The 25,792-nt window shown below is 64.5% G+C and carries 23 protein-coding genes, 3 pseudogenes and 1 riboswitch; of the genes and pseudogenes, 10 read left to right on the plus strand and 16 right to left on the minus strand.

Annotated elements, in window-relative coordinates; all coding sequences use genetic code 11:
* Positions 1–4 precede the first annotated feature (4 nt).
* A complete protein-coding gene (locus ABIB45_RS06300) occupies positions 5–979 on the minus strand; it encodes a trypsin-like serine peptidase (RefSeq protein WP_354215061.1) in 975 nt (324 codons plus the stop codon).
* Between the two features lie 207 nt (positions 980–1,186).
* Here ABIB45_RS06300 and ABIB45_RS06305 point away from each other — a divergent pair, with 207 nt between their 5' ends.
* The 3 genes and pseudogenes from ABIB45_RS06305 to ABIB45_RS06315 all read left to right on the plus strand — a co-directional run.
* On the plus strand, positions 1,187–1,414 hold the full coding sequence (locus tag ABIB45_RS06305; RefSeq protein ID WP_354215062.1) for a hypothetical protein: 228 nt from the start codon (positions 1,187–1,189) through the stop codon (positions 1,412–1,414).
* Between the two features lie 228 nt (positions 1,415–1,642).
* Positions 1,643–3,862, plus strand: coding sequence for an NADP-dependent isocitrate dehydrogenase (locus ABIB45_RS06310; RefSeq protein WP_354215063.1), 2,220 nt, complete (start codon positions 1,643–1,645; stop codon positions 3,860–3,862).
* Between the two features lie 169 nt (positions 3,863–4,031).
* A pseudogene (locus tag ABIB45_RS06315) lies at positions 4,032–4,479 on the plus strand (catalase HPII); the annotation flags it as partial.
* Between the two features lie 65 nt (positions 4,480–4,544).
* Here the strand turns inward: ABIB45_RS06315 and ABIB45_RS06320 are convergent.
* The 14 genes and pseudogenes from ABIB45_RS06320 to purU form a co-directional block, all read right to left on the minus strand.
* Complete coding sequence (locus ABIB45_RS06320) at positions 4,545–5,042, minus strand: hypothetical protein (protein ID WP_354215064.1); 498 nt, start codon at positions 5,040–5,042, stop codon at positions 4,545–4,547.
* Positions 5,039–6,244: a serine/threonine-protein kinase gene (locus tag ABIB45_RS06325; RefSeq protein WP_354215065.1), complete on the minus strand. Its 1,206-nt coding sequence runs from the start codon at positions 6,242–6,244 to the stop codon at positions 5,039–5,041. Before ABIB45_RS06325 ends, ABIB45_RS06320 begins: the two co-directional genes overlap by 4 nt.
* Before the next feature lie 269 nt (positions 6,245–6,513).
* Positions 6,514–7,524, minus strand: a complete 1,011-nt coding sequence (locus tag ABIB45_RS06330; RefSeq protein WP_354215066.1) for a hypothetical protein — start codon at positions 7,522–7,524, stop codon at positions 6,514–6,516.
* Between the two features lie 87 nt (positions 7,525–7,611).
* The gene (locus tag ABIB45_RS06335) at positions 7,612–8,532 is read right to left on the minus strand and encodes a hypothetical protein (protein ID WP_354215067.1); all 921 of its coding nucleotides are present in this window, start codon (positions 8,530–8,532) and stop codon (positions 7,612–7,614) included.
* Positions 8,533–8,657: 125 nt separating this feature from the next.
* Positions 8,658–9,728, minus strand: coding sequence for a Gfo/Idh/MocA family protein (locus ABIB45_RS06340; RefSeq protein WP_354215068.1), 1,071 nt, complete (start codon positions 9,726–9,728; stop codon positions 8,658–8,660).
* 102 nt (positions 9,729–9,830) lie between these two features.
* A pseudogene (locus ABIB45_RS06345) lies at positions 9,831–10,307 on the minus strand (ABC transporter ATP-binding protein); the annotation flags it as partial.
* A gap of 15 nt (positions 10,308–10,322) precedes the next feature.
* Positions 10,323–10,771: pseudogene (locus ABIB45_RS06350) on the minus strand (ABC transporter permease); the annotation flags it as partial.
* 147 nt (positions 10,772–10,918) lie between these two features.
* Positions 10,919–12,019: a substrate-binding domain-containing protein gene (locus ABIB45_RS06355; protein WP_354215069.1), complete on the minus strand. Its 1,101-nt coding sequence runs from the start codon at positions 12,017–12,019 to the stop codon at positions 10,919–10,921.
* A 49-nt stretch (positions 12,020–12,068) separates the two neighbouring features.
* Positions 12,069–13,352: a multiple monosaccharide ABC transporter permease gene (gene mmsB / locus ABIB45_RS06360; protein ID WP_354215070.1), complete on the minus strand. Its 1,284-nt coding sequence runs from the start codon at positions 13,350–13,352 to the stop codon at positions 12,069–12,071.
* A gap of 46 nt (positions 13,353–13,398) precedes the next feature.
* Positions 13,399–14,955 carry a multiple monosaccharide ABC transporter ATP-binding protein gene (gene mmsA, locus ABIB45_RS06365; RefSeq protein WP_354215071.1) on the minus strand — a complete coding sequence of 519 codons (1,557 nt, stop codon included), beginning with the start codon at positions 14,953–14,955 and terminating at the stop codon, positions 13,399–13,401.
* Between the two features lie 132 nt (positions 14,956–15,087).
* Positions 15,088–16,278, minus strand: a complete 1,191-nt coding sequence (locus tag ABIB45_RS06370) for an ROK family transcriptional regulator (protein ID WP_354215072.1) — start codon at positions 16,276–16,278, stop codon at positions 15,088–15,090.
* Positions 16,279–16,376: 98 nt separating this feature from the next.
* Positions 16,377–16,895 carry a gamma carbonic anhydrase family protein gene (locus ABIB45_RS06375; RefSeq protein ID WP_354215073.1) on the minus strand — a complete coding sequence of 173 codons (519 nt, stop codon included), beginning with the start codon at positions 16,893–16,895 and terminating at the stop codon, positions 16,377–16,379.
* A 42-nt stretch (positions 16,896–16,937) separates the two neighbouring features.
* Positions 16,938–17,363: a class I SAM-dependent methyltransferase gene (locus ABIB45_RS06380; RefSeq protein WP_354215074.1), complete on the minus strand. Its 426-nt coding sequence runs from the start codon at positions 17,361–17,363 to the stop codon at positions 16,938–16,940.
* A 33-nt stretch (positions 17,364–17,396) separates the two neighbouring features.
* The gene (purU, locus tag ABIB45_RS06385) at positions 17,397–18,257 is read right to left on the minus strand and encodes a formyltetrahydrofolate deformylase (protein ID WP_354215075.1); all 861 of its coding nucleotides are present in this window, start codon (positions 18,255–18,257) and stop codon (positions 17,397–17,399) included.
* Between the two features lie 42 nt (positions 18,258–18,299).
* A riboswitch (ZMP/ZTP riboswitch) is annotated at positions 18,300–18,385 on the plus strand.
* A gap of 147 nt (positions 18,386–18,532) precedes the next feature.
* On the opposite strand from purU, the gene glyA reads away from it, so the two are divergent.
* From glyA to ABIB45_RS06420, 7 genes are all read left to right on the plus strand, one after another.
* Entirely contained in the window at positions 18,533–19,837 is a 1,305-nt protein-coding gene (gene glyA / locus ABIB45_RS06390) for a serine hydroxymethyltransferase (protein ID WP_354215076.1), read from the plus strand.
* Positions 19,838–19,840: 3 nt separating this feature from the next.
* Positions 19,841–20,743: a bifunctional methylenetetrahydrofolate dehydrogenase/methenyltetrahydrofolate cyclohydrolase gene (locus ABIB45_RS06395; protein ID WP_354215077.1), complete on the plus strand. Its 903-nt coding sequence runs from the start codon at positions 19,841–19,843 to the stop codon at positions 20,741–20,743.
* 135 nt (positions 20,744–20,878) lie between these two features.
* The gene (locus tag ABIB45_RS06400; protein WP_354215078.1) at positions 20,879–21,442 is read left to right on the plus strand and encodes a hypothetical protein; all 564 of its coding nucleotides are present in this window, start codon (positions 20,879–20,881) and stop codon (positions 21,440–21,442) included.
* Positions 21,443–21,452: 10 nt separating this feature from the next.
* On the plus strand, positions 21,453–22,286 hold the full coding sequence (locus tag ABIB45_RS06405; protein WP_354215079.1) for an exodeoxyribonuclease III: 834 nt from the start codon (positions 21,453–21,455) through the stop codon (positions 22,284–22,286).
* Between the two features lie 18 nt (positions 22,287–22,304).
* The gene (gene trpS / locus ABIB45_RS06410; protein WP_354215080.1) at positions 22,305–23,345 is read left to right on the plus strand and encodes a tryptophan--tRNA ligase; all 1,041 of its coding nucleotides are present in this window, start codon (positions 22,305–22,307) and stop codon (positions 23,343–23,345) included.
* 4 nt (positions 23,346–23,349) lie between these two features.
* A complete protein-coding gene (locus ABIB45_RS06415; protein WP_354215081.1) occupies positions 23,350–23,961 on the plus strand; it encodes a 2'-5' RNA ligase family protein in 612 nt (203 codons plus the stop codon).
* Positions 23,962–23,998: 37 nt separating this feature from the next.
* Positions 23,999–25,048: a YihY/virulence factor BrkB family protein gene (locus ABIB45_RS06420; protein ID WP_354215344.1), complete on the plus strand. Its 1,050-nt coding sequence runs from the start codon at positions 23,999–24,001 to the stop codon at positions 25,046–25,048.
* Here ABIB45_RS06420 and ABIB45_RS06425 read toward each other — a convergent pair.
* Positions 25,005–25,775 (minus strand): alpha/beta hydrolase family protein, encoded by a 771-nt coding sequence (locus ABIB45_RS06425; protein WP_354215082.1) that lies wholly within the window; start codon positions 25,773–25,775, stop codon positions 25,005–25,007. The two genes, ABIB45_RS06420 and ABIB45_RS06425, sit on opposite strands and share 44 nt — an antisense overlap.
* Between the last annotated feature and the right edge of the window lie 17 nt (positions 25,776–25,792).

The raw sequence follows: 25,792 nt of genomic DNA on the forward strand, positions 1-25,792 counted from the left end.
CTTCCTAGGCTGCTTGGGCAAGGTTGTAGACGCTCTGGATTTCGGCACCCCAGTAAGGGCCGTACATCACGCCGGAGTTGTTGTAGCCGTAGCTGTTGATGGAGTTCTGCGCGCCGTTGTTGAGAAGCCACGGGCCACCGGAGGAGCCGCCGGTCATGGTGCACGGGATACCTTGGGTGCCGAATTCCGGGTGAGTGGTGTCAGGGGTGGCTGTGCCTGCGCAGCTCCAAAGCTGTTCGCCGTTGAAGGGTTTGGCGGCAGGGTAGCCGTAGGAGGTGTACTGCAGGCCGCGGTGGGCGTTGAATGCCACCTCGGAGCTCCCCACGACGTCGGTGAGGTTCAGCCCATTAAGGGGGTCCATCACTGCAAACCCGGTGTCAAAGGCGATGTCGCCCTTCTCTTTCCACTGGGGCGTGGTGTACAGGTCGTTGGCAGTCCACTTACCGTAGGGTGCCGCGCCATTGTCATACGCGGGAACAAAGGTGAAGTTGGTAGCGAACGCGCCCGCACCTTCGCTGACGCAGTGGCCGGCCGTGGCCACCGTGCTTTCGTTCTGTGAGGTAACGGCATTGCCCGAACATACATAGTTGGCCGCGCCCATAGTAAAGAACACTTTGCCGATATGGGACACCGCGGCCGCCTTGCTGGCGAGCTTGGCATTGCCGTTGTCGGCCTTGGTGCCCTTGACCTTGGTGTTCTTACGGGTCTCCACTCCGACATTGTCGGAGGAGGTGAAGGAGGCGCTCCGCCCGGGGGCCTTTCCGGCCAGGACATCACCGGGAATCGCGGCCCGCATGCGGTCTGCGGTCCAGAATTCGGCTGCACCTGCGCTGTCCACCTTGGCGCTGGCCACGGAAGGCGTTGATGTTTCGTCCGACGCCGCCGGCGCGGCATTTGCGGTGCTGGCGCCAAACAGCACCAACATGGCTGCAGCCGAGAAGCTGAGGAGGCTGGCGGCCAGGGACCTGGTACGAGTCATGATTGTCCTGTCTGAACGGGTTGAACGGAGGCACCAGAGGTCCGCCGGGTAACCAATAGAACCTATCGATGCACCTCATTTTTGTAAATAGTATTTCCGCTGCATACGCGAGTCACTCTGGTAAAAGTCGAGGTCAAAGGGTAGTTTTCTCGTATCAATGGCACGTCCGATCTGGGCTCCGGACTACGAACGAAGTTGGGGCCCATCGTGATTGCTTTCTGGAAGTCCGCCAAAAAATCCGCCACCAACGGCCGGCATTTCGCCGCCGACGGGGGAGCGGAGGTCGCAGTCCCCGATCTGGAGGCCTTCACCGCGGCCCTCCAGCTTCGCGACGTTGACCCAGTCCATACGTTCACCGCCACCGAAGAACTGCGCCGCCAGGACCCCAAATACGTGCAGCTCTGGCCAAGTGATATTCCCCACAAACGGCGCTGACTGACGCACCATCTGCACCGGCTGCTGCCGGTTGGAATCCACGACGGCGACCGTCCGCACTGCGGTGCGTGCCGCCGTCGTGCGTCGCCCTGTGCCCCCAAACTGGCGGTAATACGGGGCGTGCGGCCCTCCCCGGGTAAGGCTCAAACCCGAGTACTCGGGTAAGTTAGGCGTGGTGAAATAGACCTAATTTCCAAAATCAGCCGACCTACAGGGAGACGCCCGCGCATGTCCAAGATTATCTATACCCACACCGACGAAGCGCCGATGCTGGCTACTTATTCGTTCTTGCCGATCATCGAAGCCTTTGCTTCGACCGCAGGTGTGGAGGTGGAGACCCGTGACATTTCGCTCGCAGGCCGCATCATCTCCGTGTTCGGTGACTACCTCACCCCGGAGCAGCAGATCGTCGACGCCCTTGCTGAACTGGGTGAACTGGCAAAGGCGCCGGAAGCCAACATCATCAAGCTGCCGAACATTAGTGCATCCATCCCGCAGCTGAAGGCCGCCATCGCCGAGCTTCAGAGCCAGGGCTACAACCTGCCCGATTACCCGGACAACCCGTCCTCCGATGAGGAGACGGCTGTCCGCTCGCGCTACGACAAGATCAAGGGCTCCGCCGTGAACCCTGTCCTGCGCGAAGGAAACTCGGACCGCCGCGCGCCGCTGTCCGTCAAGAACTACGCCCGCCAGAACCCGCACTCGATGGGTGCCTGGTCCGCGGATTCCAAAACCAACGTTGCCACCATGGGCGCTGACGACTTCCGTTCGAACGAAAAGTCCGTGGTCATCGAGGCCGACGGCACCATCGCCATCCAGTTGGTCCGCGAAGACGGCTCGGTGAAGGTCCTGAAGAAGGCCTTCCCGGTTCTCGCCGGTGAAGTCATCGACGGCACCGTGATGCGCGCCGCCGCGCTGGACGAGTTCCTGGCAGCCCAGGTTGTCCGTGCCAGGGAAGAGGGCGTGCTGTTCTCCGCGCACCTGAAGGCCACCATGATGAAGGTCTCTGACCCCATCATCTTCGGCCACGTGGTGAAGGCCTACTTCTCCGAACTCTTCGAGACCTACGGCAAGCAGCTTGCCGCCGCCGGACTGAGCCCCAACAACGGCCTGGCCGCCATCCTGAACGGCCTCGAGGATCTGCCGGAGGACGTCCGTGAGGGCGTCAAGGCGCTCATCCAGAAGGGCCTGGAAGACGGCCCCGCACTGGCCATGGTGGACTCGGACAAGGGCATCACCAGCCTCAACGTGCCGTCCGACATCATCGTGGACGCCTCCATGCCGGCGATGATCCGTTCCTCCGGGCACATGTGGGGCCCGGGCGGCAAGGAGGCCGACACCCTGGCCGTTCTCCCGGACAGCTCCTACGCCGGCATCTACCAGGTTGTTCTGGACGACTGCCGGGCCAACGGCGCCTTTGATCCCACCACCATGGGCACAGTTCCGAACGTGGGCCTCATGGCCCAGGCCGCTGAGGAATACGGCAGCCACGATAAGACGTTCGAGATCCAGGAAGCCGGAACGGTGCAGATCGTGGACGGTTCCGGCAAGGTGCTGGTTGAACACGAAGTTGCCGCCGGTGACATCTGGCGTGCCTGCCAGACCAAGGACGCCCCCATCCGCGACTGGGTCAAGCTTGCCGTTACCCGTGCCCGTGCGTCCAAGACGCCCGCCGTTTTCTGGCTGGATGAGACCCGCGCCCACGATGCCAACCTCATCGCCAAAGTCAACGAATACCTCAAGGACCACGACTCCGAGGGTCTGGACATCCAGATCATGTCCCCGGAGAAGGCAACAGCCTTCACCCTGGAGCGCATCCGCAAGGGCGAGGACACCATTTCCGTCTCCGGCAACGTGCTCCGCGACTATCTCACGGACCTCTTCCCCATCCTGGAACTGGGCACCAGCGCCAAGATGCTCTCCGTGGTTCCGCTGATGAACGGTGGCGGACTCTTCGAGACCGGCGCGGGTGGATCGGCCCCCAAGCACGTCCAGCAGCTGCTGAACGAAAACCACCTGCGCTGGGACAGCCTGGGTGAGTTCCTTGCCCTGGCCGTGAGCTTCGAGCACCTGGCTGCCACCACGGACAACGCGCGTGCCCAGGTCCTTGCCGACACCCTCGACAAGGCCACAGGCACTTTCCTGCTGGAAAACAAGTCCCCCAGCCGCCGTGCAGGCGAGCTGGACAACCGCGGCAGCCACTACTTCCTGGCCCGCTACTGGGCCGAGGAGCTGGCCAAGCAGACCGAGGACGCTGAGCTCGCTGCAGCGTTCTCCGCTGTGGCCGGCGAACTGACGTCCAACGAGGAGACCATCGTTGGCGAACTCGCGGCGGTCCAGGGCTCACCGGTGGACATCGGCGGCTACTACCGTCCGGACGAGGCCAAGGCTTCGGCTGTGATGCGTCCTTCCGCCACCCTGAACAAGGTCATCGCCACCCTGAACTAATCAGCAGGCCTGACGGCGTAGAGGCGGCGCTCCGGGTAACCGGTGCGCCGCCTCTTTTTCGAAACCGGGGAAGACCTTAGACGCGTCTGACTGATGGTCCGGCGGTTGTGCGATCCGGATGAACTCCTTATGGTACTAAGTACCCTTAGCATTCGGCCGTTGCCGTTGGATACTGAGGTTCGGCATGCACCAGCAGGCAGTGCACGGAGGCGGGGCGCCGTACCACCCCAATTCCCTGGACGGCGGCTGCCCCTTCCTTGCCGGCGAAGATGTGGGCGCCTTTGTGGACGTTCCGGAGGAGCTGGTGGCCTCCATCAAGCAGCGCAAGAATCCGGCATCCTTCGACGCTGCAGGCCCATGCCGCGCGGGCCGCCCTGGATGCACTGGTCGTCGTTCCGTTGGTGATTGCCCCTGCTTGCGGATACCGCGGGGAAGCGGACGACGGCGGCGTCCCCATCCAGCGCACATACCTCACGGCGCGCTCCACAGAGTTTGATGCGGTGCTCGTGGCCGGCTCAGCCAAGCCGGCCCCCGACGCCGCACCGGGCCGGGATGCCAAGGCAGCAGAGCCAGGGAGATCGCTGGACCCGCGCGTCGTGCTGCTGCTTTCCGAAGCCAACCCGAAGATGCCCACAAGAGGGGAGCGCCGCCGTGGAACAGGGTGGGCGCTCCCATCCGCGTGTCAGTCCTTGTTCGTACCCTTGCCTTTTCCTTCGCCAGCGTTCTTCCCACCCTGTGCAGGGACAGCCGGTGCGGGAACGGCATTGGCCGCCGCTGCCGCATCGGCTTCGGCCTGCTGCTGTGCCGCGGCGGCGGCCTCGGCTTCCTTGGTGGCGGCAACGGCTGCCGCCACTGCTTTAGTGAGGTCTGCACGGACGGCCGCAGTTGCCGTCATGATCGTCCGACGCCGGTCCTCGGAAATTTTCCCGTCGGCCGTTGCTGTCGCGAGGTCGGCGTCGAGCGCGTCCAGGACGGCCAAAGCACCGGCGGGGTCATTTCCCGCAGCGGCCTGACTGACGCCGAGAACCCGCTGCTGGAGTTGCTGTGCGGTGTCGTGCTGCAGGCCGGAATTCGCGGGACCGCACGCGGCCAGGGAGCCTGCGAGCAGGACAGCTGCCGCCGCCACGAACCCGAGACGAGATGCACCGCGGCCCCAGCGGTCCTTCGGTTCGGGAGTCACGGCTTCACGCTCTTCTGCAGTTCTTGGAGATGGTCACCCAGGGCGCCGGTAACGCTGGGGTAGGGGACGACGTCGGGCTTTGGCTGCGTTGCCAGGCCGAAGGTCAGCGCCGTTGCGGCTGCGGCAATTGCCAGCAGTGCCAGAACGGTGGCGAGCCAGAAACGCCGTCTGCCGCGGCGGAGTCGCTGCAGGAACGAGGCTGGACGGTCTGGCAGCGCGTCCGGAGCCCGTTGGTCCCGGCTTGCCTCGGCAGGCAGCTCCGATTCTTCGGTGATGGGGATGGACGGCGGCCTGAACGGCATCGCCGGCAGCACGCGTGTAGCTTCCGGTTCGAGTTCCCCCGGGGTGGACGCCGGTGAGACCAATGCTTGGCGGAGCACGGTTTCCACGTCGGCAGCGGCCGGGCGATCCGTCGGCTCAAGTAGCGTCATGGAGCGGATGAGGTCAGCCCATTCCGATGGGATATCGGACGGAATTTCGGGAGCGCGGTGCAGCCTTGCCACGGCAGATTCAACGGCGTTTCCCGGGTACTCAATGGTCTGCTTGATGCACTCCAGAAGGACAAGGCCAAAGGAGTAGATGTCCGAAGCGGGGGACAGGGGAGAGCCCATGGCCTGCTCGGGGCTGAGATACGCGGCCGTGCCCACCATGGTCCCGGTGGCGGTCAGCCGCGTTGAGTCCGCAATCCTGGCGATGCCGAAGTCCGTCAGCTTGGGCCGCAGTGGCTCACCTGGCCGGATCTGCACCAGGAGGATATTGCCAGGCTTGATGTCGCGGTGGAGGATGCCCAAGCCGTGCACGTAGGCCAGCGCGTCAGCAATGCCCGCGCCGATCACCGCGAGCTCGTCCAAGGGGACGGGGCTGTGCCTGATACGGCTGCGCAGGTCCTGGCCCTCCACGAGTTCCATGGTAAGGAATGGCCGTGGCTCGTCCGGGATACGGGTATCGATGCCGGCGTCGAACAGGGTGACCAGGCTGGGGTGGTTGAGTGTGGCCAGGAGCTGGATTTCGGCTTCCTGGCGTTTGAGCTCGGCTGCGTCCGGGGGTTGCGGAGCGAAGAGTTTTAGGGCCACATCGCGGCCCAGATTCTCGTCGTGGGCGCTGTAGACAGATGACATGCCACCCCGGCCAATGACCTCACCCAACCGATACCGCCCGCCGACCACTTCATTCTTGATGGAGCTAGGCGTATCCGCCACCATGACCAGTTCCTCCCCCGGTGCGCTGCGGCACTATTCTCCCTAAATCATAACGGCCAGTACTCCCTCCCGGGGCTAGTTTCGCGCACACCGACGGCCCGGCTGGGAGGTCGTACGGACCTTCCCAGCCGGACCCTCGGTCACAAGGATGAGTGCTGGTCAAAAGGCTCTGCGGTAGCCCACCTCCTTTCGGGCCGCCCACTGGAAACACGAACGACGGGCTGGTGAATCGACGGGTTCGGGTGTGCCAGATTTCCCCGGCTGAAAGCCCTCTAGGAAGTCCGGCGCCGCCTGAACATCAGCACGCCGGCAACCAGGAGGATCAACGCGAGCGGGACCAGGGAAGCTTCGAAGCCCGTCTTGGCCAGCGTTTCAGCACCGCCCTGGGCTGTTGCGCTACCTGCCCCTAATCCTGTCCCTAATCCTGCCGCTGTGACGACGCCGGTGGTGGCACCTGTGGAGGTGCCTGTGGTGGTGCCTGCAGGAAGAACGGTGATATCAGTCGTGCCGGACCCGTTGGCGCCGAGCGTGTCCGTGCCGGTACCCGGAGTGTCGGTGCCGCCCGCCGTGCCCGTTTCCGGGTCAGTGGTTCCCGGGTCCGTGGTTCCGAGGTCCGTTGTGCCGGGCTCAGAGGTGCCCGGGTTTTCGGTGGATCCGCCTATGATCACGGAGCCGTCGATGTCCAGGCCCAGACCAACATCAACGCCGGCATCCAGGCCGCCATCAGTTCCGCCGAGGCGGCCGGTGGTTCCGCCGAGGTTGACGTCCACTAGGGCTGCGACGTCGGCGGTGGTTCCGTTGCCGGTGCCGGGGAGTCCGGTGGTTCCGCCGAGGTTGACGTCCACTAGGGCTGCGACGTCGGCGGTGGTTCCGTCGCCGGTGCCGGGGAGTCCGGTGGTTCCGCCGAGGTTGACGTCCACTAGGGCTGCGACGTCGGCGGTGGTGCCGGTGCCGGGGAGTCCGGTGGTTCCGCCGAGGTTGACGTCCACTAGGGCTGCGACGTCGGCGGTGGTTCCGTTGCCGGGGCCGGGGAGTCCGTTGGTGCGGACGAGGCCCAGGTTCACGTCGACTGCAGCGGCAACATCCGCAGTGTTCGACGGCGTCGGGTCCCCCAGCAGGCCAAACGGCGTCGTGTTTGCGGATGTTGCCGCTGAGATTAGTGCGGTGGCCGTTAGGTCCGTTCCGCTGGTGGTGTCCGCAGCGCTGGCTGCGGTGGCGCCGAAGGCTAGAAGGCCGCCGGCAAAGAGGGTGCCAAACAGCCCTCTGCGAAGGTTGGAATGCATGATGGTTGTCTCCTGACAAGTTGATGTGGGCGCAGTTCAGCCACCCGATGGCCGTTTTCTGCCATGAAGAAGGCAGAAGGGGCTCAACTAGTCAGGAGAGGAACCGGGGTCGAATGACACCGGTGAGGGGGCATGCTCAGATGCGCCGCGGATCAGACAGGTACCCGAAAGTGGCAGCTCGAGATCAAAGCCATTCAGCCACGCGGCTGTGCCCGAGGAACCGGACGCTGACGAGCCGCTGCCGCCGCCCGAGCCGGGACTCGCGGGCACCGGCGCTGGCGACGGGCCTTCAGCCAGGGGCGAGCCAGCAGCGGCCGGAAGTAGGAATGCACTTGGTGTTCCGGCGCCAGTAACGGCCAGGGCCAGCGGGCCGGAAGCAGCGATCGCCGTGCCAACAGTTGCGAAATCGTCCGGAACGCCAGGTGCTGGAACTGCAGACGACGTCTCTGGCGCTGCCATTTCAGGAGCCACCACATCGGGAAGACCGACCGATGGGTCCACAATGCCCGGCAGTACCGACGGCAACGGGGTTGCGCCGGTTACCAGACCGGCAACGGGCTGCACCACGGGCTCCAGAATGGGGACAGCTTCGACGAGCGGAAGAACTGCTGCTTCCAGCGGACCCGTTAGGGCGCCATCGGTTGCGGCGGCGACGAGAACAGCCGCCCCGGAGACCGTTCCGTCCGGGACAACGCTCTTCACCACGGGGACCGAAGCAACGAGAAGATCAGCTGTGTTGGCCACGTTGCCCACCACGGGCTGCAGGAGCCCCGTCGGGGGAGCCGCCGGAACAGCAGGCATCTTGGCTTCCAGAAGCGGGTTGACCGCCCCAGCCAGCGGAGCTGAAACCGATGAGACCGGTGACGTGGCCCCGCCAAGCAGGGAACCGGAGTCCGTGGAGGAGTCGGCCGTGGCGGCGGAAGAAGAAAGTGTCAGCCAAGTCGCAGTCACCGCGCCTGCGAGGAGGAGCGGCCGGAGCAGACGCCATGGCGAACGAACCTTTGCCATGCGTACCACCCCCAGCACGTACCGTTGAGACCGACGATGTCTAGAGCCTAGGACCGTTCTGTGCCGCTCGTCTAGGGAAATCGAAAAATAAAGCCAGCAATGTTACTAATTAGTGGGCCGGCCCATCAGTGGGCATCGTTCGGGTAGCTGACCCCCAGCTGCCCGCGGACCCCGTCAAAGAGACGCATAGTTTTGATGGAATCCTCCAACGGCATCACCGGGCTTTCGGTGAGGCCCTGCTGGATGCAGCGTGTCACCTCGCGGAGCTCGTAGGTGTAGCCAATGCCTACGACGTCGAACTCCTCCTTGCGGAACCCGTCCAGTCCAACGCGGATTACCAGCTCCCGCGGATTGTTGATTGATCCCACGCTCTGCAGGTAGCCCAGGCTTCCCGCCACGGTGGCGGTCCGGGGGCCAAACGCCAGGAGCGACGACGTCATCTGGGCTTGGGCACCATGGTTGTAGCCCAGTGTCAAAGCGTTCTGGGCATCCACGCCGTCCTCGTTGACGAAGCCAGCAGCACTGACCGTCTGCGGGAATCCCAGCGTCCCCAAAGCCCACAGCAGCGGGTAGACCGAGATATCCAGAAGAGCGCCCCCGCCGGCCTGCCTCGCCCAGAGCCTGGACGTGGGGGAATAAGGCGCGGGGAAGCCCAGGTCAGCGGTCACCCAGTGCAGGTCACCGAGCTCGCCGGAGGCTGCAATCTCGAACGCCCGCTGCATGCCCGGCAGGAATCGGCTCCAGACTGCCTCCATCAGGAAGAGGTTCCGTTCCCGGGCGACTGCTGCCAGCGCGCTGGCCTCGCGGGCATTGATGGTGAACGCCTTTTCGCACAGGACGTGCTTGCCGGCGTTGAGCGCAGCGAGCACCATCTGGTGGTGCTGCCCGTGCGGCGTGGCGACATAGACCACGTCCACCGCGTCATCGGCGAGCAACCGCTCGTAGCCGGATCCGGCGTCGTCGTCCCAGTACGCCCGTGCGAAACCGTAGGCAACCGCGAAGCTTTCCGCGGTGTCCCGTCCGCGGGAACTGACGGCGTGAAGCTCGGCGTCGGCAAGCAATGCCAGGTCCTGCGACACCGAACGGGCTATCCCGCCGGTGGCAATAACGCCCCAGCGCAACGGTTTCCCGGTAGCGGACCGGGGATCCTGATCGGGCTGGCTGGACAACCACGGAGTGGCAATTAGCGCGCTCATGGTGCCCATCCTCTCACCCGGGTGCGGGAGCGTGCCGGTAAACCTGCAAAAAGTGAGAGAGCGTCCGGGCGGGAAGGCCGCACCCGGACGCTGCTGCGAGTCTCAGGCGGACGCCACCGCGTGGGACCGGACCGGTTCTTCGGTCAGCCTGCCTTGCTGGAGTCTAAAACGGCGGTCCGTCTTGTTGGCCGGCGCCCTGTCGTGCGTGACCACGAGGATGGTGGTGTTGTGGTTACGGCTGAGCGCGCTGAGCAGTTCGATGATGTGGTCCCCGGTCTGCTCGTCCAGGTTGCCGGTGGGCTCGTCCGCCAGGATCAGCTTGGGTTCGTTGGCCAGCGCGCGGGCAATCGCCACCCGCTGCTGCTCGCCGCCGGATAGCCGGTTGACTCGCTGCACCTGCTTCTCCCGATCCAGCTGGACCTGCTCCAGCAGGTCGGTGGCCCGCTGCAGCCGCTCGGCCTTGCGGACGCCGGCGAACTCCATGGGTAGCATCACGTTGGCCACCGCCGAAAGGTTCGGGATCAGATTGAACTGCTGGAACACAAAGCCGATGTCCCGGCGCCGGTACTGGGAGAGCTTGGGCCTTGCCGGTACACTGTCCACTTCGCCGCCGGTTCCTGTGGCGGTGATGGGAGCGAGCCGGCGGGCTGCGCCGGGGTGGACCCTGTGGTGCCGTTGGCGGTCTGGTTCGGGCCACCCAGCGTGCCGGCATCAAGGGCAGAGGTGAGGCTGGTGGTCAGGCTTGCGGCGGATGCACCGCCGGGGCCGCCTTGGGGAGTGCCCTGGCCGCCGGGGCCGAACTGCGTGCCGGCTGCCTGGGCGGCTGCGTGCGCCGCCACTTCGGCGTCGTGGCGCAGCCGGAGGGAACTGGTCCCGACGACGGCGCTGACGTTGGGGACGGCGGCTGCGGTTGCGGCCTGCTCGGCAGTCAGCGGCTCGCCGCCGCATTCGAAGCGCTGGCCGCCGGCGGGGTTCACTGTCAGGACGGTTTCGACCGAAGCGTTCAGCTCCTGGACTTTCGCCCCAACGGCCTGGTTTGAGAGAGGGTTTGGGCGGGGGACAGCAGAAGGCCCCGGTCCGCCGTTGCCGGCGGGCCGGGGCCCGGTGCTGCAGAGTTACTTGGTGCAGAGTTACTTGGTGCAGAGTTACTTGGTGCCGAGTTACTTGCTGCAGAGTTACTTGGTGCCGAGTTACTTGGTGATCGGGCCGAGGACCGGATCATCCACGTAGGCCGTCTTCACGTTCGCTGCGGTCACGATGACCGGCGGCAGGAGGAAGGCGGGCACTGTCTTCACGCCGTTGTTGTAGGACTTGTCGTCATTAATCTCAGGGGTCTTGCCTGCCTGGAGGTCCTTGACCATGACAATCGCGTGCTCCACGAGCTTGCGGGTGTCCTTGTTGATGGTGGAGTACTGCTCGCCGGCGAGGATGGACTTAACCGATTCTTCTTCGGAGTCCTGGCCGGTGATGACGGGAAGCGGCTTGCCTTGGGACTTGACGGACGTGATGACAGCGCGGGCCAGCGTGTCGTTGGGGGACAGGACGCCGTCCAGCGACGCGGTGCCGTACGAACCGGTCAGCAGGTTGTCCATGCGCCGCTGAGCGTTTTCAGCCTTCCAGTCCTGGGTGACAGCTTTCTCGAACGTGGTCTGGCCGGAGAGAACCTTCAGCGTGCCGTCGTCGATCTTGGGCTTGAGGACCTTCATGGCGCCGTCGAAGAAGACCTTGGCGTTGGCATCATCCGGGGAACCAGCCAGGAGTTCAATGTTGTACGGACCGTTCGGCTTCTTGGCCTTCATGCCGTCCAACAGTGCCTGGCCCTGGAGCTCGCCGACTTTGAAGTTGTCGTAGGCCACGTAGTAGTCCACGTTCGCGGTGTTCAGCAGGAGGCGGTCATAGGCGATGATGGTGGCGCCGGCATCCTTCGCCTGCTGCAGCTGGGTGCCCAGCTGGGAGCCGTCAAGGGCGCCCACAACGATCACCTTGGCGCCCTTGGAAATCATGGCGCTGATCTGGTTCTGCTGTTCTGCCACACCGTTGTTTGCGAACTGGACTGTCGGCTTGAAACCGGCGCTGCTGAGTCCGTCGTTGAACAGCTTCTCCGCCAGGACCCAGTTTTCACTGGTCTTCTTGGGCAGCGCGACGCCGATGGCGGAGTCCTGCGCGAAGCCGCCGGTTCCCCCACTTGAGCCGCCTGAAGTGCCGGGTTCGGAGCGTCCGCAGCCCGTCAGCGCCAGTGCTGCGATCGCAGCTACCGTTGCTGCCTTTCCTGCTTTTCCAAACATTCGCATTTCTTTATCCACTTTCTTTTGGGGTAGGGGGTCAGGAAGCTTGAAGTGCTCAGGCTTCCCTGGAAATGGTTTCTCTGGTGGAGGTGACCTCATCCGGCTGGAGCGGTGTGCCGGGTCCGCCGGACGGGCGGTTGAAGTTCTTCATCATCAGTCCGATGATCGACGCCCGCCCCTGCGATTTGTTGTACACATCGATGGCCACGGCCACCAGCAGCACCAGGCCCTTGATCATGGACTGCCAGTCGGCGCCCACGCTGAGCAGCTGCAAGCCGTTGTTGAGGACGGCCATCACCAGGCCACCGACGATGGATCCGATGACGGTGCCTACGCCGCCGGTCACAGCCGCACCACCGATGAAGACAGCGGCGATGGCGTCCAGTTCCCAGCCCGTGCCGTCCGACGGTCCTGCGGAGGTTGAGCGGGCCACGAAGATCATCCCGGCCAGTCCGGCGATGATGGACATGTTCATCATGACCAGGAAGTTGATCTTCTTGGACTTCACACCGGAGAGCTCGGCCGCGTGGCGGTTGCCGCCCACTGCGTAGATGTGGCGTCCCACAACAGTCTTGGAGGAGATGAAGCCGTAGATCAGAACCAGAACAGCGAGGATGAGGCCTGGAATAGGGAAAGAGGTGCCCGGGCGCCCGGTGGCGAACAGGTAGGTGGCGTAGAGGATGGCGCCGCAGATCAGCACGAGCTTCAGTACGCTCACCCAGGTTTCTGCGACCTCGGCCCCCAGGGCCTTGGCGGTGCGGCGGCGTCGGACTTCGCTGAAGATCACGAACGCAACGCCCGCGAGCCCCAGAAGCAGCGTGAGGTTGTTGAATCCGGTGTTGGGCCCAATTTCAGGGAGGTAGCCGGCACCGATGTACTGGAATTCCCTCGGGACTGGTATCGAGTTGGACTGGCCAACGAACTGCTGCGCACCGCGGAAGATCAGCATGCCCGCCAGGGTCACGATGAAGGCCGGTATTCCCACGTACGCTGTCCACATGCCCTGCCATGCTCCGATCAGGGCGCCGAGGCCCAGCCCGAGCAGGATTGCCAGGAACCACGGGAGGTCCCAGTCCCGCATGGCGATGGCCACCACCATGCCCACGAAGGCCGCGACCGAGCCGACAGACAGGTCGATGTGCCCGGCGATGATGACCAGCACCATGCCGATGGCGAGGATGAGGATGTAGGAGTTGCCGTTGAAGAGGTTGATGACGTTGCCCGGGGTGAGGGTGATGCCGCCTGTGAGCCACTGGAAGAGGAGTATCAGAGCCACCAGGGCAAAGATCATCCCGAACTGGCGGGTGTCGCCACCGAAGAGTTTCTTTAGCGCGTTCATTGTTTTCGGTCCTCGTATCTGGAAGGTTCTGGAAGGCTCCAGAGGATTAGGCGGCTTTTCGGGCGGAGGTCATGAGCTTCATCAGGCTTTCCTGGCTCGCGTCCTCCTTGTTGAGTACGCCCGTGATGGCGCCCTCGAAGATGGTGTAGATGCGGTCCGAGAGACCCAACAGTTCAGGCAGCTCGGAGGAAATCACAATGACGCCCTTACCCTGGTTGGCAAGCTGCTGGATGATGCCGTAGATCTCGTACTTGGCTCCGACGTCGATGCCCCGGGTGGGTTCGTCCAGGATCAGCAGTTCCGGGTCCGTGAACATCCATTTGGCCAGGACCACCTTCTGCTGGTTCCCGCCGGAGAGCTTGGCTACCCCCTCCAGCACCGACGGCGCCTTCGTCCGCAGGGACTGCCGGTACTGCTCAGCCACCTCGAACTCCTTGTTGGTGTCCACCACGCTGCGTTTGCTGATCTTCTCGAGGTTGGCCGAGACGGTGGTGGTCTTGATGTCGTCGAGGAGGTTCAGTCCCAGTGACTTCCGGTCCTCCGTCACGTAGCCGAGTCCAGCGTCGATGGCCTGGTGAACGCTCTTGAGGGTCACTTCTTTACCGTCCACATAGACGTTGCCTGAGACGAAATGGCCGTAAGACCGGCCGAAGACGGAGCGGGCCAGTTCGGTGCGGCCTGCCCCCATCAGCCCGGCGAAGCCCACAATCTCCCCCCGCCGTACAAAGAAGTTCGAGTTTTTACAGACCATCCGGTCCTGGATCTGCGGGTGCGCTACATTCCAGTCCTTGACCTGGAAAAACACCTCCCCGATCTTGGGGGTGTGGTCCGGGAAGCGGGATTCCAGCGCGCGGCCCACCATGCCCTTGATGATGCGGTCCTCGTCGACGCCGTCGGCCTTGACGTCCAGGGTTTCGATCGACTTGCCATCCCGGATGATGGTGATGGAATCCGCGATCTGCTCGATCTCGTTCAGCTTGTGCGAAATGATGATCGAGGTGATGGCCTTCGCCTTCAGGCCCAGCATCAGATCCAGCAGATGTTGGGAGTCCGATTCGTTCAACGCGGCGGTGGGCTCGTCCAGAATGAGGATCTTCACAGACTTGTTCAGGGCCTTGGCGATTTCCACCAGTTGCTGCTTGCCGACGCCGATTTCCTTGATAGGGGTGGCGGGGTCATCGCCGAGGCCCACACGCGCCAGCAGGTCCAAAGAACGCAGCCGCGCCTCGGCCCAGTCGATCACACCGCGCTTTGTGGGTTCGTTACCCAGGAAGATGTTCTCCATGATGGACAGCTCGGGGACCAGTGCCAGTTCCTGGTGAATGATCACAATGCCGGCCTGCTCGCTGGCACGGATGTCCCGGAACTGCTGGACCTCGTTCTGGTACACAATGTCGCCGTCATAGCTGCCATACGGGTAGACACCCGAGAGCACTTTCATCAGCGTGGACTTGCCGGCGCCATTTTCGCCGCAGATCGCGTGGATCTCGCCTGCCTTGACCCGGAGGCTTACTTCGGACAGTGCTTTGACGCCGGGAAATTCCTTGGTAATGGAGCGCATCTCCAGAATGACGGGGTCAGTGTGCGTGGTGTGGGACGACATGTGCCCTTACGCCTCCAATGCATGACTTCGTTGTCCGCCCCCGCAAAGCGCAGGGTCGTCTGATGAAAAAGTAAACTGGATCACACCGGTTGTCGTCAAGTCTTGAACGCAATTGCGGGATAACGAAATGATTTACATGCGCCGGATGCCTGCGTGCTGGAACACCAGGGCGGCGGCGCCCAAGGCTTCTGCGCGGTCCCCAAGCGAGGACATCGTCAGGGCGGTGGTCTCCCCGACAACTGGCACGGCATGGCGAACAAGTCCTCGCCTGATGGGATCAAGCAGGAGGTCACCCAGCCCCGCGAGCGGGCCGCCAACCACGATCACCTCGGGGTTGATCAGGTTGGCCACATTCCCCAGGGCGCGCCCTACGGCCTGGCCCGCATCGTCCACCACCCGCAGCGTAGCGGAGTCGCGCGCCCGGGCCTTCCGTACGATGTCGGCAGGGGACCGGGGCGGGTCCTCCCCGCGGCTGAGCAGTTCGATCATGGTGGTGGTGGAGGCGATGGTTTCCAGGCAGCCACGGTTCCCGCACCGGCACACCAGGCCATGCTCGTGGATGGTGGCGTGGCCGATTTCGCCAGTGATGCCAACGGCCCCGTAGTAGGGTGCGCCGTTAAGAATCAGGCCCGCGCCGATGCCCGATCCGATCTTGAGGAACATGAGGTTGCCGACGCCGGTATGGGGCCCCCAGGTGACCTCGGACCAGGCGCCGAGGTTGGCGTCGTTGTCAACGAATACGGGGATTTTCAGGCGGTCTTCCATATGCTGGAGGATGTTGATGCCCACCCATTCCGGGAGGATTGCGCCCTGTGCAACGGTGCCGGTCCGGCGGTCGATGGGTCCGGGGATTCCGACGCCGGCACCTACTACGGCGCTGCGGTCAACCCCGTTTTCCCGCAGCAGCTTCTCCAGCAGCAGTACCGCGGCCTGGATGCCTTCCTCGGATTGGTGGCCGAGAGGCAGGAGTACAGATTCTTCCGCGATCACGTGATAGCTCAGGGATGCCAGGACCACGCGGAGATGGCGCCGGCCGAAGTCGATTCCGACGGCCACCGCACCGTTGCTGTTGAGCCGGACGTTGAGTGCCCGGCGGCCGGAACTGGTAATGGGTTCGGTCGACGCCAGGCCCGCATCCTGCATGATTTTGACGATATTGGAGACCGTGGCCGTTGACAGCCCGGTCTGCCGCGCAAGCTCGGCCTGGGTGGACGGGCCGCTCATGAGCGTCTCGATGATCCGCTGCTGGTTCAGTTGCCTGAGGGCAGACTGCGATCCCGGATTCTTGGGTTTGCTCTTCGTCGAGCGCGGTGTGGCGGACATGAAAAGAAGATTGCCTTACGTGGATGGTTGCAGTCAAGAAGTTAACGCAACTGGATGGCTGCACCGGGGGTGCCTCGAGGAAACTGCGGGGATTGAAACTACCCGGGCAGCTCACGGTGGGTACGGGCCAGTTCCACGTAGCGTGCGGCATTCTGCTTCACGCCGTCGAACTCCTCGTCAGTGAGTTTCCGCCGGACCTTCGCCGGGACGCCAGCCACCAGCGAGCGGGGCGGCACAACTGTGCCCTCCAAAACTACGGCGCCGGCCGCCACAAGCGAGCCGGTGCCGATCACCGCGCCGTTCAGGATGGTGGCGCCCATGCCGATCAGGCAGTCGTCCTCCACTGTGCATCCATGGACGACGGCCGCGTGCCCCACGCTCACCCCGGCGCCGACGGTGCAGGGGAAACCCGGATCCCCGTGCAGCACCACATTGTCCTGGAGGTTGCTGCCCGGGCCCACGATGATGGCCGCGGTGTCAGCCCGGACGGACACCCCATAGAAGGCGCTCGAGTTTTCGGCGAGGGCTGCGTTGCCAATGATCGAGGCAGTAGGGGCGATGAAGGCGGAGTCGTGGACGGCCGGCGCGTGGCCGGCAAAAGTGTGAAGAGGAGCCATACGCCCTAGCCTAGGACATCGGTTCCCTGGCCCAACTACATATTAGTTGGGGGAGGGCGGGGCGCGGAGGATCAGGAACTGCTCCTCGCCCTTATCCGACACAAGCCCTACAGCGATGGGCGCGTTGGGTGCCGTGACGCGCACCAGTTCGCGCAGGACGCCGTCGATGTCGGCGGCAGTGCTGTACAGCAGAGTACTCACGGCCCACACAGCGGGGAACGCGCCGTCCGGAAACGGCAGGTGCTCCGCGCTGGCAACTGAGACGTCCAAGCCCTTCGCCCGCGCCAGGTGGACGTGCCCCTCCGAGGGGTCCACACCCGTGTAATGGATGCCTGCCCGGACAAACTGCAGGCCGTCCAGCCCCAGCCCGGCACCCACCTCCAGAACAGAGTGGCGGTGTTCGGCCTTGAGCAGGCTGATGAACCGTTCACGCTGCGCCGCCCTTCCGGGTTCTTCCGGATGCTCCATGTCGTTAAGCCAAGGCCGGTCCGGTGGCGGCTGCTAGTTGAAGACCACGGTCCGGTTGCCGTCCAGCAGGACACGGTGCTCGGCGTGCCACTGGACGGCCTGCGCCAAGGTTCGGCCCTCGACGTCGCGGCCCATCTGCACAAACTGTTCCGGGGTCCGGGCGTGGTCCACCCGGATGACTTCCTGCTCAATGATGGGGCCCTCATCCAGGGCGCCCGTGACGTAGTGGGCGGTGGCCCCGATCAGCTTCACGCCGCGGGCGTGGGCCTGGTGGTACGGCTTGGCGCCTTTGAAGGACGGCAGGAACGAGTGGTGGATGTTGATGGCCTTCCCGGTGAGTTCGGCGCAGAGGTCATCGGAAATGATCTGCATGTACCGGGCCAGCACGGTGAGTTCAATATCGTGCTCGGCTATCAGGGCGCGCAGTTTGTCCTCGGCCTGGGCCTTGGTGTCCGGCGTGACAGGGATGTGGTGGAACGGGATTCCGTAGAACTCCGCGAGCCCGGCGAGGTCCCTGTGGTTGGAGACGATGGCGGGAATCTCGATGGGCAGGGTGCCGGAACGCTGTTGGAAGAGAATGTCGTTAAGGCAGTGGGCTGACGTGCTGGCCATCAGCAGGGTGCGGACCTTCTGGCCTACGGCGTTCAGGCTCCACTGCATGCCGAAGGCCTTTGCCACCGGCTCAAGGGCGGCTTGGAGCTCGGCCCGGGAGGCCGCCGTCGTGGCTTCCACGCGCATGAAGAAGTTGCCGGTAGCAGGGCTGCCGTACTGCTGTGAGTCCAAAATATTACAGCCGGCCACCAACAGGGCGCCGGCCACGGCGTGGACGATTCCGGGGCGGTCCGGGCAGGACAGTGTTAGTACATACGCTTGCTTCAGCTGCTCATCACTCACGCGTACCAGCCTACCCGCGCGGCACGGCGGTTATTGGTAGTCTTGGGGAGTCGCAACTGGCGTTGGGTGGCTAACCACCAGGGAGCGGCAATCACGAAGACCACGGATCGTACGCCTGGGCCGAGGGTCATGTCTTGCCGGACAAGTGCTGCAACCCTGACGGGAAACAGCCCTCATTCCCGCGCACTTTCACGCCCTGTCATCAAGGGGCAGTGGGGCGCGCCAGCCGGTAGCCTGACCTTAGCATTGCCCGTATCCCTAGCCAGGAGTTTTTCGTGACTACTACCGCCACCACAACAGCCGCTGTCAGCAACCAGTCGCTGGCCGAGCTTGATCCCGAAATCGCAGCAGTCCTCAGCCAGGAACTTGGCCGCCAGCGCGGCACTCTGGAAATGATCGCCTCCGAAAACTTCGCCCCGCGCGCCGTTATGGAAGCCCAAGGCTCCGTCCTAACCAACAAGTACGCCGAAGGCTACCCGGGCCGCCGCTATTACGGTGGCTGCGAATACGTGGATGTCGCGGAGCAGCTCGCCATCGACCGCGTCAAGGCACTGTTCGGCGCCGAGTACGCCAACGTCCAGCCGCACTCCGGTGCGCAGGCGAACGCCGCCGCACTATCCGCCATGATCACCCCGGGCGACAAGATCCTGGGCCTGTCCCTGGCCCACGGCGGCCACTTGACCCACGGCATGAAGCTCAACTTCTCCGGCAAGCTCTACAGTGTGGCTGCCTACCAGGTGGAGCAGGACAGCTTCCGCGTGGACATGGACAAGCTGCGCGAGCACGCCATCGCCGAGAAGCCCCAGGTCATCATCGCCGGCTGGTCCGCGTACCCGCGCCAGCTGGACTTCGCCGCCTTCCGCTCCATCGCCGATGAAGTGGGCGCGCTCCTGTGGACTGACATGGCACACTTCGCCGGCCTGGTTGCGGCAGGCCTGCACCCGAGCCCGGTGCCGCACTCCGACGTCGTGACTTCCACCGTGCACAAGACCCTCGCTGGCCCCCGCTCCGGTGTGATCCTGGCCAAGCAGGAGTGGGCCAAGAAGATCAACTCCAACGTGTTCCCCGGCCAGCAGGGCGGACCGCTCATGCACGTCATCGCCGCCAAGGCCGTGGCGTTCAAGATTGCCGGTACCCAGGAGTTCAAGGAGCGCCAGGAGCGCGTCCTGGAAGGCGCCAAGATTATCGCCGACCGCCTGAACCAGGCCGACGTCGCCGAAGCCGGCGTCGCCGTCCTCACCGGCGGCACCGATGTGCACCTGGTCCTGGTGGACCTGCGCAACTCGCAGCTGGACGGCCAGCAGGCCGAAGACCTCCTGCACTCCGTGGGCATCACGGTCAACCGCAACGCCGTCCCGTTCGACCCCCGCCCGCCGATGGTCACCTCCGGGCTGCGCATCGGCACGCCCGCCCTGGCCACCCGCGGCTTCGGCGCCGCCGAGTTCACGGAGGTTGCCGAGATCATCGCCACCGCCCTCGTAAAGGGCACGTCCGGCAGCGTCGATATCGAGGCACTGCAGTCCCGCGTGGACAAACTCGCCGCCGATTTCCCGCTTTACCCGCAGCACGAGCAGTGGTGATCCATGAGCACTGAAACCGGCACTGCACAAATCCTTGACGGCAAGGCTACCGCCGCTGCCATCAAGGCCGAGCTGACCGAACGCGTGGCCGCACTAAAGGCCAAGGGCGTCACTCCTGGCATCGCCACTGTGCTCGTGGGCGCTGACCCCGCCTCGCAGCTGTACGTCTCCATGAAGCACAAGCAGTCTGTGCAGATCGGGATGAACTCGATTCAGCGGGAGCTTCCGGCGGACGCCTCCCAGGCTGACGTTGAGGATCTCATTGACGAACTTAACGATGATCCGGCCTGCCACGGCTACATCGTGCAGCTGCCGTTGCCAAAGCACCTGGACACCGACGCCATCCTGGAGCGGATCGACCCCGCCAAGGATGCCGACGGCCTGCACCCGACCAACCTCGGCCGGCTGGTGCTCAACGTCAACAAGGAAATCACCACCCCGTTGCCGTGCACGCCCCGCGGCGTCATCGAGCTGCTGGAGCGCAACGGCTACAGCCTCGCCGGCAAGCACGTTGTGGTGGTAGGCCGTGGCGTCACGATCGGCCGCTCCATTGGCCTGCTGCTAACGCGGCGGGACGTCAACGCCACCGTGACGCTGACCCACACCGGGACCAAAAACCTCCCGGAGCTGCTGCGGCAGGCTGACGTCATTGTGGGCGCTGCGGGCGTCAAACACATCGTCAAGGCTGCGGACGTGAAGCCTGGCGCTGCCCTGCTCGATGTCGGCGTCACCCGTGAAACCGACCCCGAGACGGGTAAGAGCAGAGTCCATGGCGACATCGATCCCGCCGCGGCAGGGGTCGCCGGCTGGATTTCGCCGAACCCCGGAGGCGTGGGTCCCATGACCGTGGCACTGCTGATGACTAACGTGGTTGAAGCCGCGGAACGCCAGGCGGGAATCGCCTAACTGCACAAAGCATACGACGGGCGGCGCCGCACCTTATTTGCAAAGGTGCGGCGCCGCCGTCGTCAGTTAAGGGCGGACTGTTCGCCGGGGGTGGAAGGTGCCAAAGGGCGCGGCGGCGTTTGAGACAATGGACCCATGCAATCTCTGGGTAACCCTCAATCTCCGTCCGGTCGGTCCAAGGGCGGCTTCTCCATGCTGCGGATCAGCGGGCCGGGGATGATGGTCTTTATCATCGCCTTCGTGGTTGCCGTGATTTTCGCCGCCAACCAGAACGACGTCGTGGGCTGGGTCGTGGCAGTCATCGCCGCGTTCTGGCTCGCACTGGCCTCCTTCGTGGTGTTCAGCATCCAGAAAGCCGCCAAAAAGGCCGGCGCCAAGCTGACCCAAGCCCAGAACGCCTTCAACAGCGCAGCCGGACGTGCCCCGTCGTCGGCCTCTGCTGACCATGGCGGCACCCGGGTGGTGTCCGAGCGGACCGAAGCGGACGAAGTCCGGGACCTCAAGCTGGACCACTCCTTCAAGATTGTGCAGGTGCAGATCCGGGTGGTGGAGCAGGAGCGGGCAAAGGGCGAGGCAGCGGACCAGGAGACGATCCGGCGGGCGCTGGAGACCATCGAGATCACCGCAACCAATGCCCGGGATATGATCCGCTCCGCCGGCGGCGCCGGGGACCCGGTCCGCGGAACCATCATCGACTAGAGTGGTGCGGGTGAGTTCGGCATCTACGAAGGATCACCTTCGCATCGCATCAGTCAACGTCAACGGCCTCCGGGCTGCCTTCAAGAACGGGATGGCGGCATGGCTGGAGCCGCGCGAGGTGGACATCCTCTGCCTCCAGGAGGTCCGCGCACCTGACGCCATCGTCCGCCAGCTCCTCGGCGACGGCTGGCACATCCTGCACGCCGAAGCCGAGGCCAAGGGCCGTGCAGGCGTCGCCATTGCATCCCGCGAAGAACCGCTGGACACCCGCAACGGTATCGGCGACGACTACTTCGCCACCGCCGGCCGCTGGGTGGAAGCCGATTTCAGGCTGACCGACGCCGCGGGCAACCCGGTGCAGCTGACTGTCGCGAGCGCCTATGTGCACTCCGGCGAGGTGGGAACTCCCAAGCAGGTGGACAAATACCGGTTCCTGGACGTCATGAGCACCCGGCTTCCCGAGCTCACCAAGCACAGCGATCACGCACTGGTGGTGGGCGACCTCAACGTGGGCCATAGCGAGCGCGACATCAGGAACTGGAAGGGCAACGTCAAGAAGGCTGGCTTCCTGCCCGACGAACGCGCCTACTTTGACCGCTTCTTCGGCGAGGACATTGGTTGGAAGGATGTCCACCGTGGCCTGGCGGGAGACATTGACGGCCCGTACACCTGGTGGTCACAGCGAGGCCAGGCCTTCGACAACGACACCGGCTGGCGTATTGACTACCATCTGGCCACCCCGGACCTCGCCGCAGCAGCCTTCTCGGCAGTGGTGGACCGGGCGCCCTCGTGGGACACGCGCTTCTCTGACCATGCCCCGCTGGTAGTGGACTACCGGCTCTAATCCTTAAGGTTCCCACGAATGACCAGCTCAACTTCACTTGGCCGCAAACGGGTCCTGTCCGGCGCCAAGCCCACAGCCGATTCCCTGCACCTGGGCAACTACATCGGGGCAGTCCGCAACTGGGTGGACATGCAGTCCGCCTACGATGCGGTGTTCTTCATCCCCGATCTGCACGCCATCACCGTGGACTTCGATCCGGCAGAGCTCACCAACCGCACCCGTGTGGTAGCCGCCCAGTACATCGCCGCCGGCATTGATCCAGACAAGAGCATCTTCTTCGTCCAGTCCCACGTACCGGAACACGCGCAACTGGCATGGGCCCTGAACTGCATCACGGGGTTTGGCGAGGCCTCCCGCATGACGCAGTTCAAAGACAAGAGCCAGAAGGCCGGCGCGGACGCCGCCACGCTTGGCCTCTTCGCCTATCCGACGCTCATGGCCGCCGACATCCTGCTCTACCAGACGGACCTTGTGCCGGTGGGGGAGGACCAGCGCCAGCACCTGGAACTGACCAGGAACCTCGCGCAGCGGTTCAACACCCGGTTCGGCGAGACGTTCACCGTGCCGGAGGCCACCATCCTCAAGGCCAGCGCCAAGATCTACGACCTGCAGAACCCCACCGCCAAAATGTCGAAGACCGGGGAATCCCCCAACGGCTCCATCCAGCTTCTGGAAGACCCCAAGTTCGCGGCCAAGCGGATCAAGTCGGCCATGACCGACGCCGGCACCGAGATCCGTTTTGATCGCGACGAAAAGCCCGGCATCTCCAACCTGCTGACCATCTACTCCTCCCTCACGGGCAAATCGGTGGCGGACCTTGAGGCCGAATACCAGGGTAGGATGTACGGCCACCTGAAGGTGGACCTTGCCGAGGTAGTGGTGGACTTCATCACCCCGCTGCGGAACCGCACCAACGAGCTAATGGCGGACCCCGCCGAACTCGACCGGCTCCTGGCCCGGGGTGCCGAGCGCGCCCGCGAAATTGCCTCGGTGACCCTCAGCCAGGTCTACGAGCGGTTGGGTTTCCTGCCGTCGCTGAGCCTGGCCGGAGTCCGCTAGCGCGATGCCTGCCGCCAGCACTGTCAGCGAAGGAGTGAGCGTCGGCGTCATTCTGGGATTCCCTTCTGCCATCGCCGAGGAACTGCAGCGGTGGCGGGCTTCGTTCGGGGACCCGATGGCGGGGGTGGTACCTGCCCACATCACGCTGGTCACCACCACCCCGACAGATGACTGGGAAGCCACACGCGCCCACGTCCAAGAGGTGGCGCGCAGCCAGGCCCCGTTTACGGTGACCATTGCAGGCACCGGCACGTTCCGGCCCGTGTCTCCGGTGGTCTACATCAACGTCGAAGAGGGCTTCGACGCGTGTGTGGACCTGCATGAGAAACTCCAAGCCGGCCCGCTCGAACGAGAGCTGCCGTTCTCCTACCACCCCCACGTCACCATCGCCCACGACGTTGCCCCGGAGAGCCTCGACGAGGCCGAAACGGTGCTCGAAAACTACAAAGCCACCTTCCCTGTGGTTAGCATGGGACTCTACGAGCATGATGCTGACGGCATTTGGCAGCTACGGGAAGAGTTGGACTTTGGGACTGAAACTGACGACGACGGCGGGACCGGTGGCACCGAAACAGCAGCGGATGCCGGCGCAAACGGAGCCACCGCTCCCCACTGAGCGGGCGCGCCTGGAGCTTGCCGTCGTCCAGAAACGGATGGACTGGGGCAAGGCGAGAAGGTCCGACGGCGGCCCGGTGGCCAGTCTGCTGGCCATGGTGCAGTGGCTGCTCGCCCGGCTTAACGCCTTCCGGCCCATGCGCGCGTGGCAGCACTACAACCTTCAGCACGGCCCGCTCATGAGTGCCGGCATGGGGTTCAGAATGTTCTTCTCCATCACGGGTCTGCTGGCTACGGGGTTTTCCATTGCCGGCCTGGCGCTGCGGGGCCAGCCTGCCCTGCTGGACACCATCATCAGCAGCGTGGCGCAAAGCGCGCCGGGCCTGCTGAAAGTGAACGGCGGTGCGGGACTGGTGGATCCCAAGGACCTGCTGAACCCGGACGGCCTGGGCTGGACGGCGGTGATAGCGGCCGTGGTCACAATCGTTACGTCCCTGGGCTGGATCGCCGGCCTCCGCGACGGCCTCCGCGGCGTCATGGTACTCCCGCCGCTGAAGAGTAACCCCGTCCTGCTGAAGCTGCGCGATGCCGGCACCCTGTTGCTTCTGGGCGTGGCCCTGGTCATCAGCGCTGGAGCGTCCCTGGTGTTCGGCACCGCGGCCGGCTGGGTGAGTGATTTCCTGCGGCTGGACCCTGCCGTCGCCGGGCCGCTCACCACCCTCATCAAGATCGGCGTGCCCTTGGTCCTGAGCTGGGTGACCGCCGTGGTGATGTTCCGTCTGGCTGGCGGGCTCAAGCTGTCGCGGCGGCCCCTGTTGGAGGGAACCATCCTCGCGGCCGTCGGCACCACGATCCTGCAGGTGTTTAGTACCGAACTGCTCGCGGGCGCGGGCAGGAACCCCATCCTGGCGCCCTTCGCTATCATCATCGGGCTGCTGATCTGGTTCAACCTGCTTAGCCAGGTCTACCTGGTCTCAGCCGCCTGGTCAGCCATCCGCGAAGAGGACCTCAAGAGCGCCCCGGCCGGCCACGAAAAGACGCTGGCGGGCTCCCGGCACATCCAGCCCGGCAAGACGCCCGTAGAGCGCGACGGCGGCGCGGGGGCTAGCGCCCGGCGTCGAGGTATTGGTCGGCCCAGGCAGAAATAATCCGGGCGGCGCGGGTTGCCTGGCCCTTGCCGGTCAGCAGGTGGTCGCTGCCTTCAAGGGACACGAAGTTCCGCGGGTGGCGTGCCGTCTGGAAGATTGAGCTGGCGTTCTCGATGCCCACCGTGTTGTCCGTGGGGGAGTGCAGCACCATCAGCGGCTTGTGCAGCTGCCGGATGCAGTCCGTGAGGTCCGCGTTCTCCAGGTCCTCCACAAAGTGTTTCCTGATTTCCACGTGTTTCCCGCCAAGATCCACTTCGGCGCTGCCTTCGCTGAGGATCTTGTCCAGCGCCGCGTCGAACACGTGCGCCACGTGCTTCGGTGAGAACGGTGCACCTACGGTAGCGACGGCGTCGAGCTCGGGGATCTGCCGTGCCGCGGACAGCACGGCGGCGCCGCCGAAGGAGTGCCCCACCAGCAATGAAATCGCCTTGCCCTCGGCGCGCATAAACTCGGCCGCTTTTACGGTGTCCGCCACCTTGTGGCTGAACGAGCCCTCGGACCAATGGCCCGCCGACTCGCCCAGCCCGAGGTTGTCGAAGCGCAGCATGCCGATCCCCGTATCGGCCAGGGCCTTGCACATCCGCGACGCCGCGGGGCTGTCCTTGCCCAGGGTGAAGCCGTGCGAAAACACACCCCAGCCCCGCACGGGACCTTCCGGCACATCAATGATGCCGGAGAGTACTTCGCCGGTGGAGCCTTCAAAACTGACCTTTTCGGAACGGGACACTGGTGCTGCTTTCGTTT

Origin of the sequence: Arthrobacter sp. UYCo732, assembly GCF_040547265.1 — a bacterium.
Classification (GTDB): domain Bacteria; phylum Actinomycetota; class Actinomycetes; order Actinomycetales; family Micrococcaceae; genus Arthrobacter.

What these genes read in the sequence shown, in the direction of transcription:
- ABIB45_RS06300 (WP_354215061.1), bottom strand. Translation starts at nt 979, where the DNA reads ATGACTCGTACCAGGTCCCTGGCCGCCAGCCTCCTCAGCTTCTCGGCT.
- ABIB45_RS06310 (WP_354215063.1), top strand. Translation starts at nt 1,643, where the DNA reads ATGTCCAAGATTATCTATACCCACACCGACGAAGCGCCGATGCTGGCT.
- ABIB45_RS06325 (WP_354215065.1), bottom strand. Translation starts at nt 6,244, where the DNA reads ATGGTGGCGGATACGCCTAGCTCCATCAAGAATGAAGTGGTCGGCGGG.
- ABIB45_RS06330 (WP_354215066.1), bottom strand. Translation starts at nt 7,524, where the DNA reads ATGCATTCCAACCTTCGCAGAGGGCTGTTTGGCACCCTCTTTGCCGGC.
- ABIB45_RS06335 (WP_354215067.1), bottom strand. Translation starts at nt 8,532, where the DNA reads ATGGCAAAGGTTCGTTCGCCATGGCGTCTGCTCCGGCCGCTCCTCCTC.
- ABIB45_RS06340 (WP_354215068.1), bottom strand. Translation starts at nt 9,728, where the DNA reads ATGAGCGCGCTAATTGCCACTCCGTGGTTGTCCAGCCAGCCCGATCAG.
- ABIB45_RS06355 (WP_354215069.1), bottom strand. Translation starts at nt 12,019, where the DNA reads ATGCGAATGTTTGGAAAAGCAGGAAAGGCAGCAACGGTAGCTGCGATC.
- mmsB (WP_354215070.1), bottom strand. Translation starts at nt 13,352, where the DNA reads ATGAACGCGCTAAAGAAACTCTTCGGTGGCGACACCCGCCAGTTCGGG.
- mmsA (WP_354215071.1), bottom strand. Translation starts at nt 14,955, where the DNA reads ATGTCGTCCCACACCACGCACACTGACCCCGTCATTCTGGAGATGCGC.
- ABIB45_RS06370 (WP_354215072.1), bottom strand. Translation starts at nt 16,278, where the DNA reads ATGTCCGCCACACCGCGCTCGACGAAGAGCAAACCCAAGAATCCGGGA.
- ABIB45_RS06375 (WP_354215073.1), bottom strand. Translation starts at nt 16,895, where the DNA reads ATGGCTCCTCTTCACACTTTTGCCGGCCACGCGCCGGCCGTCCACGAC.
- ABIB45_RS06380 (WP_354215074.1), bottom strand. Translation starts at nt 17,363, where the DNA reads ATGGAGCATCCGGAAGAACCCGGAAGGGCGGCGCAGCGTGAACGGTTC.
- ABIB45_RS06395 (WP_354215077.1), top strand. Translation starts at nt 19,841, where the DNA reads ATGAGCACTGAAACCGGCACTGCACAAATCCTTGACGGCAAGGCTACC.
- ABIB45_RS06400 (WP_354215078.1), top strand. Translation starts at nt 20,879, where the DNA reads ATGCAATCTCTGGGTAACCCTCAATCTCCGTCCGGTCGGTCCAAGGGC.
- trpS (WP_354215080.1), top strand. Translation starts at nt 22,305, where the DNA reads ATGACCAGCTCAACTTCACTTGGCCGCAAACGGGTCCTGTCCGGCGCC.
- ABIB45_RS06415 (WP_354215081.1), top strand. Translation starts at nt 23,350, where the DNA reads ATGCCTGCCGCCAGCACTGTCAGCGAAGGAGTGAGCGTCGGCGTCATT.
- ABIB45_RS06420 (WP_354215344.1), top strand. Translation starts at nt 23,999, where the DNA reads ATGGACTGGGGCAAGGCGAGAAGGTCCGACGGCGGCCCGGTGGCCAGT.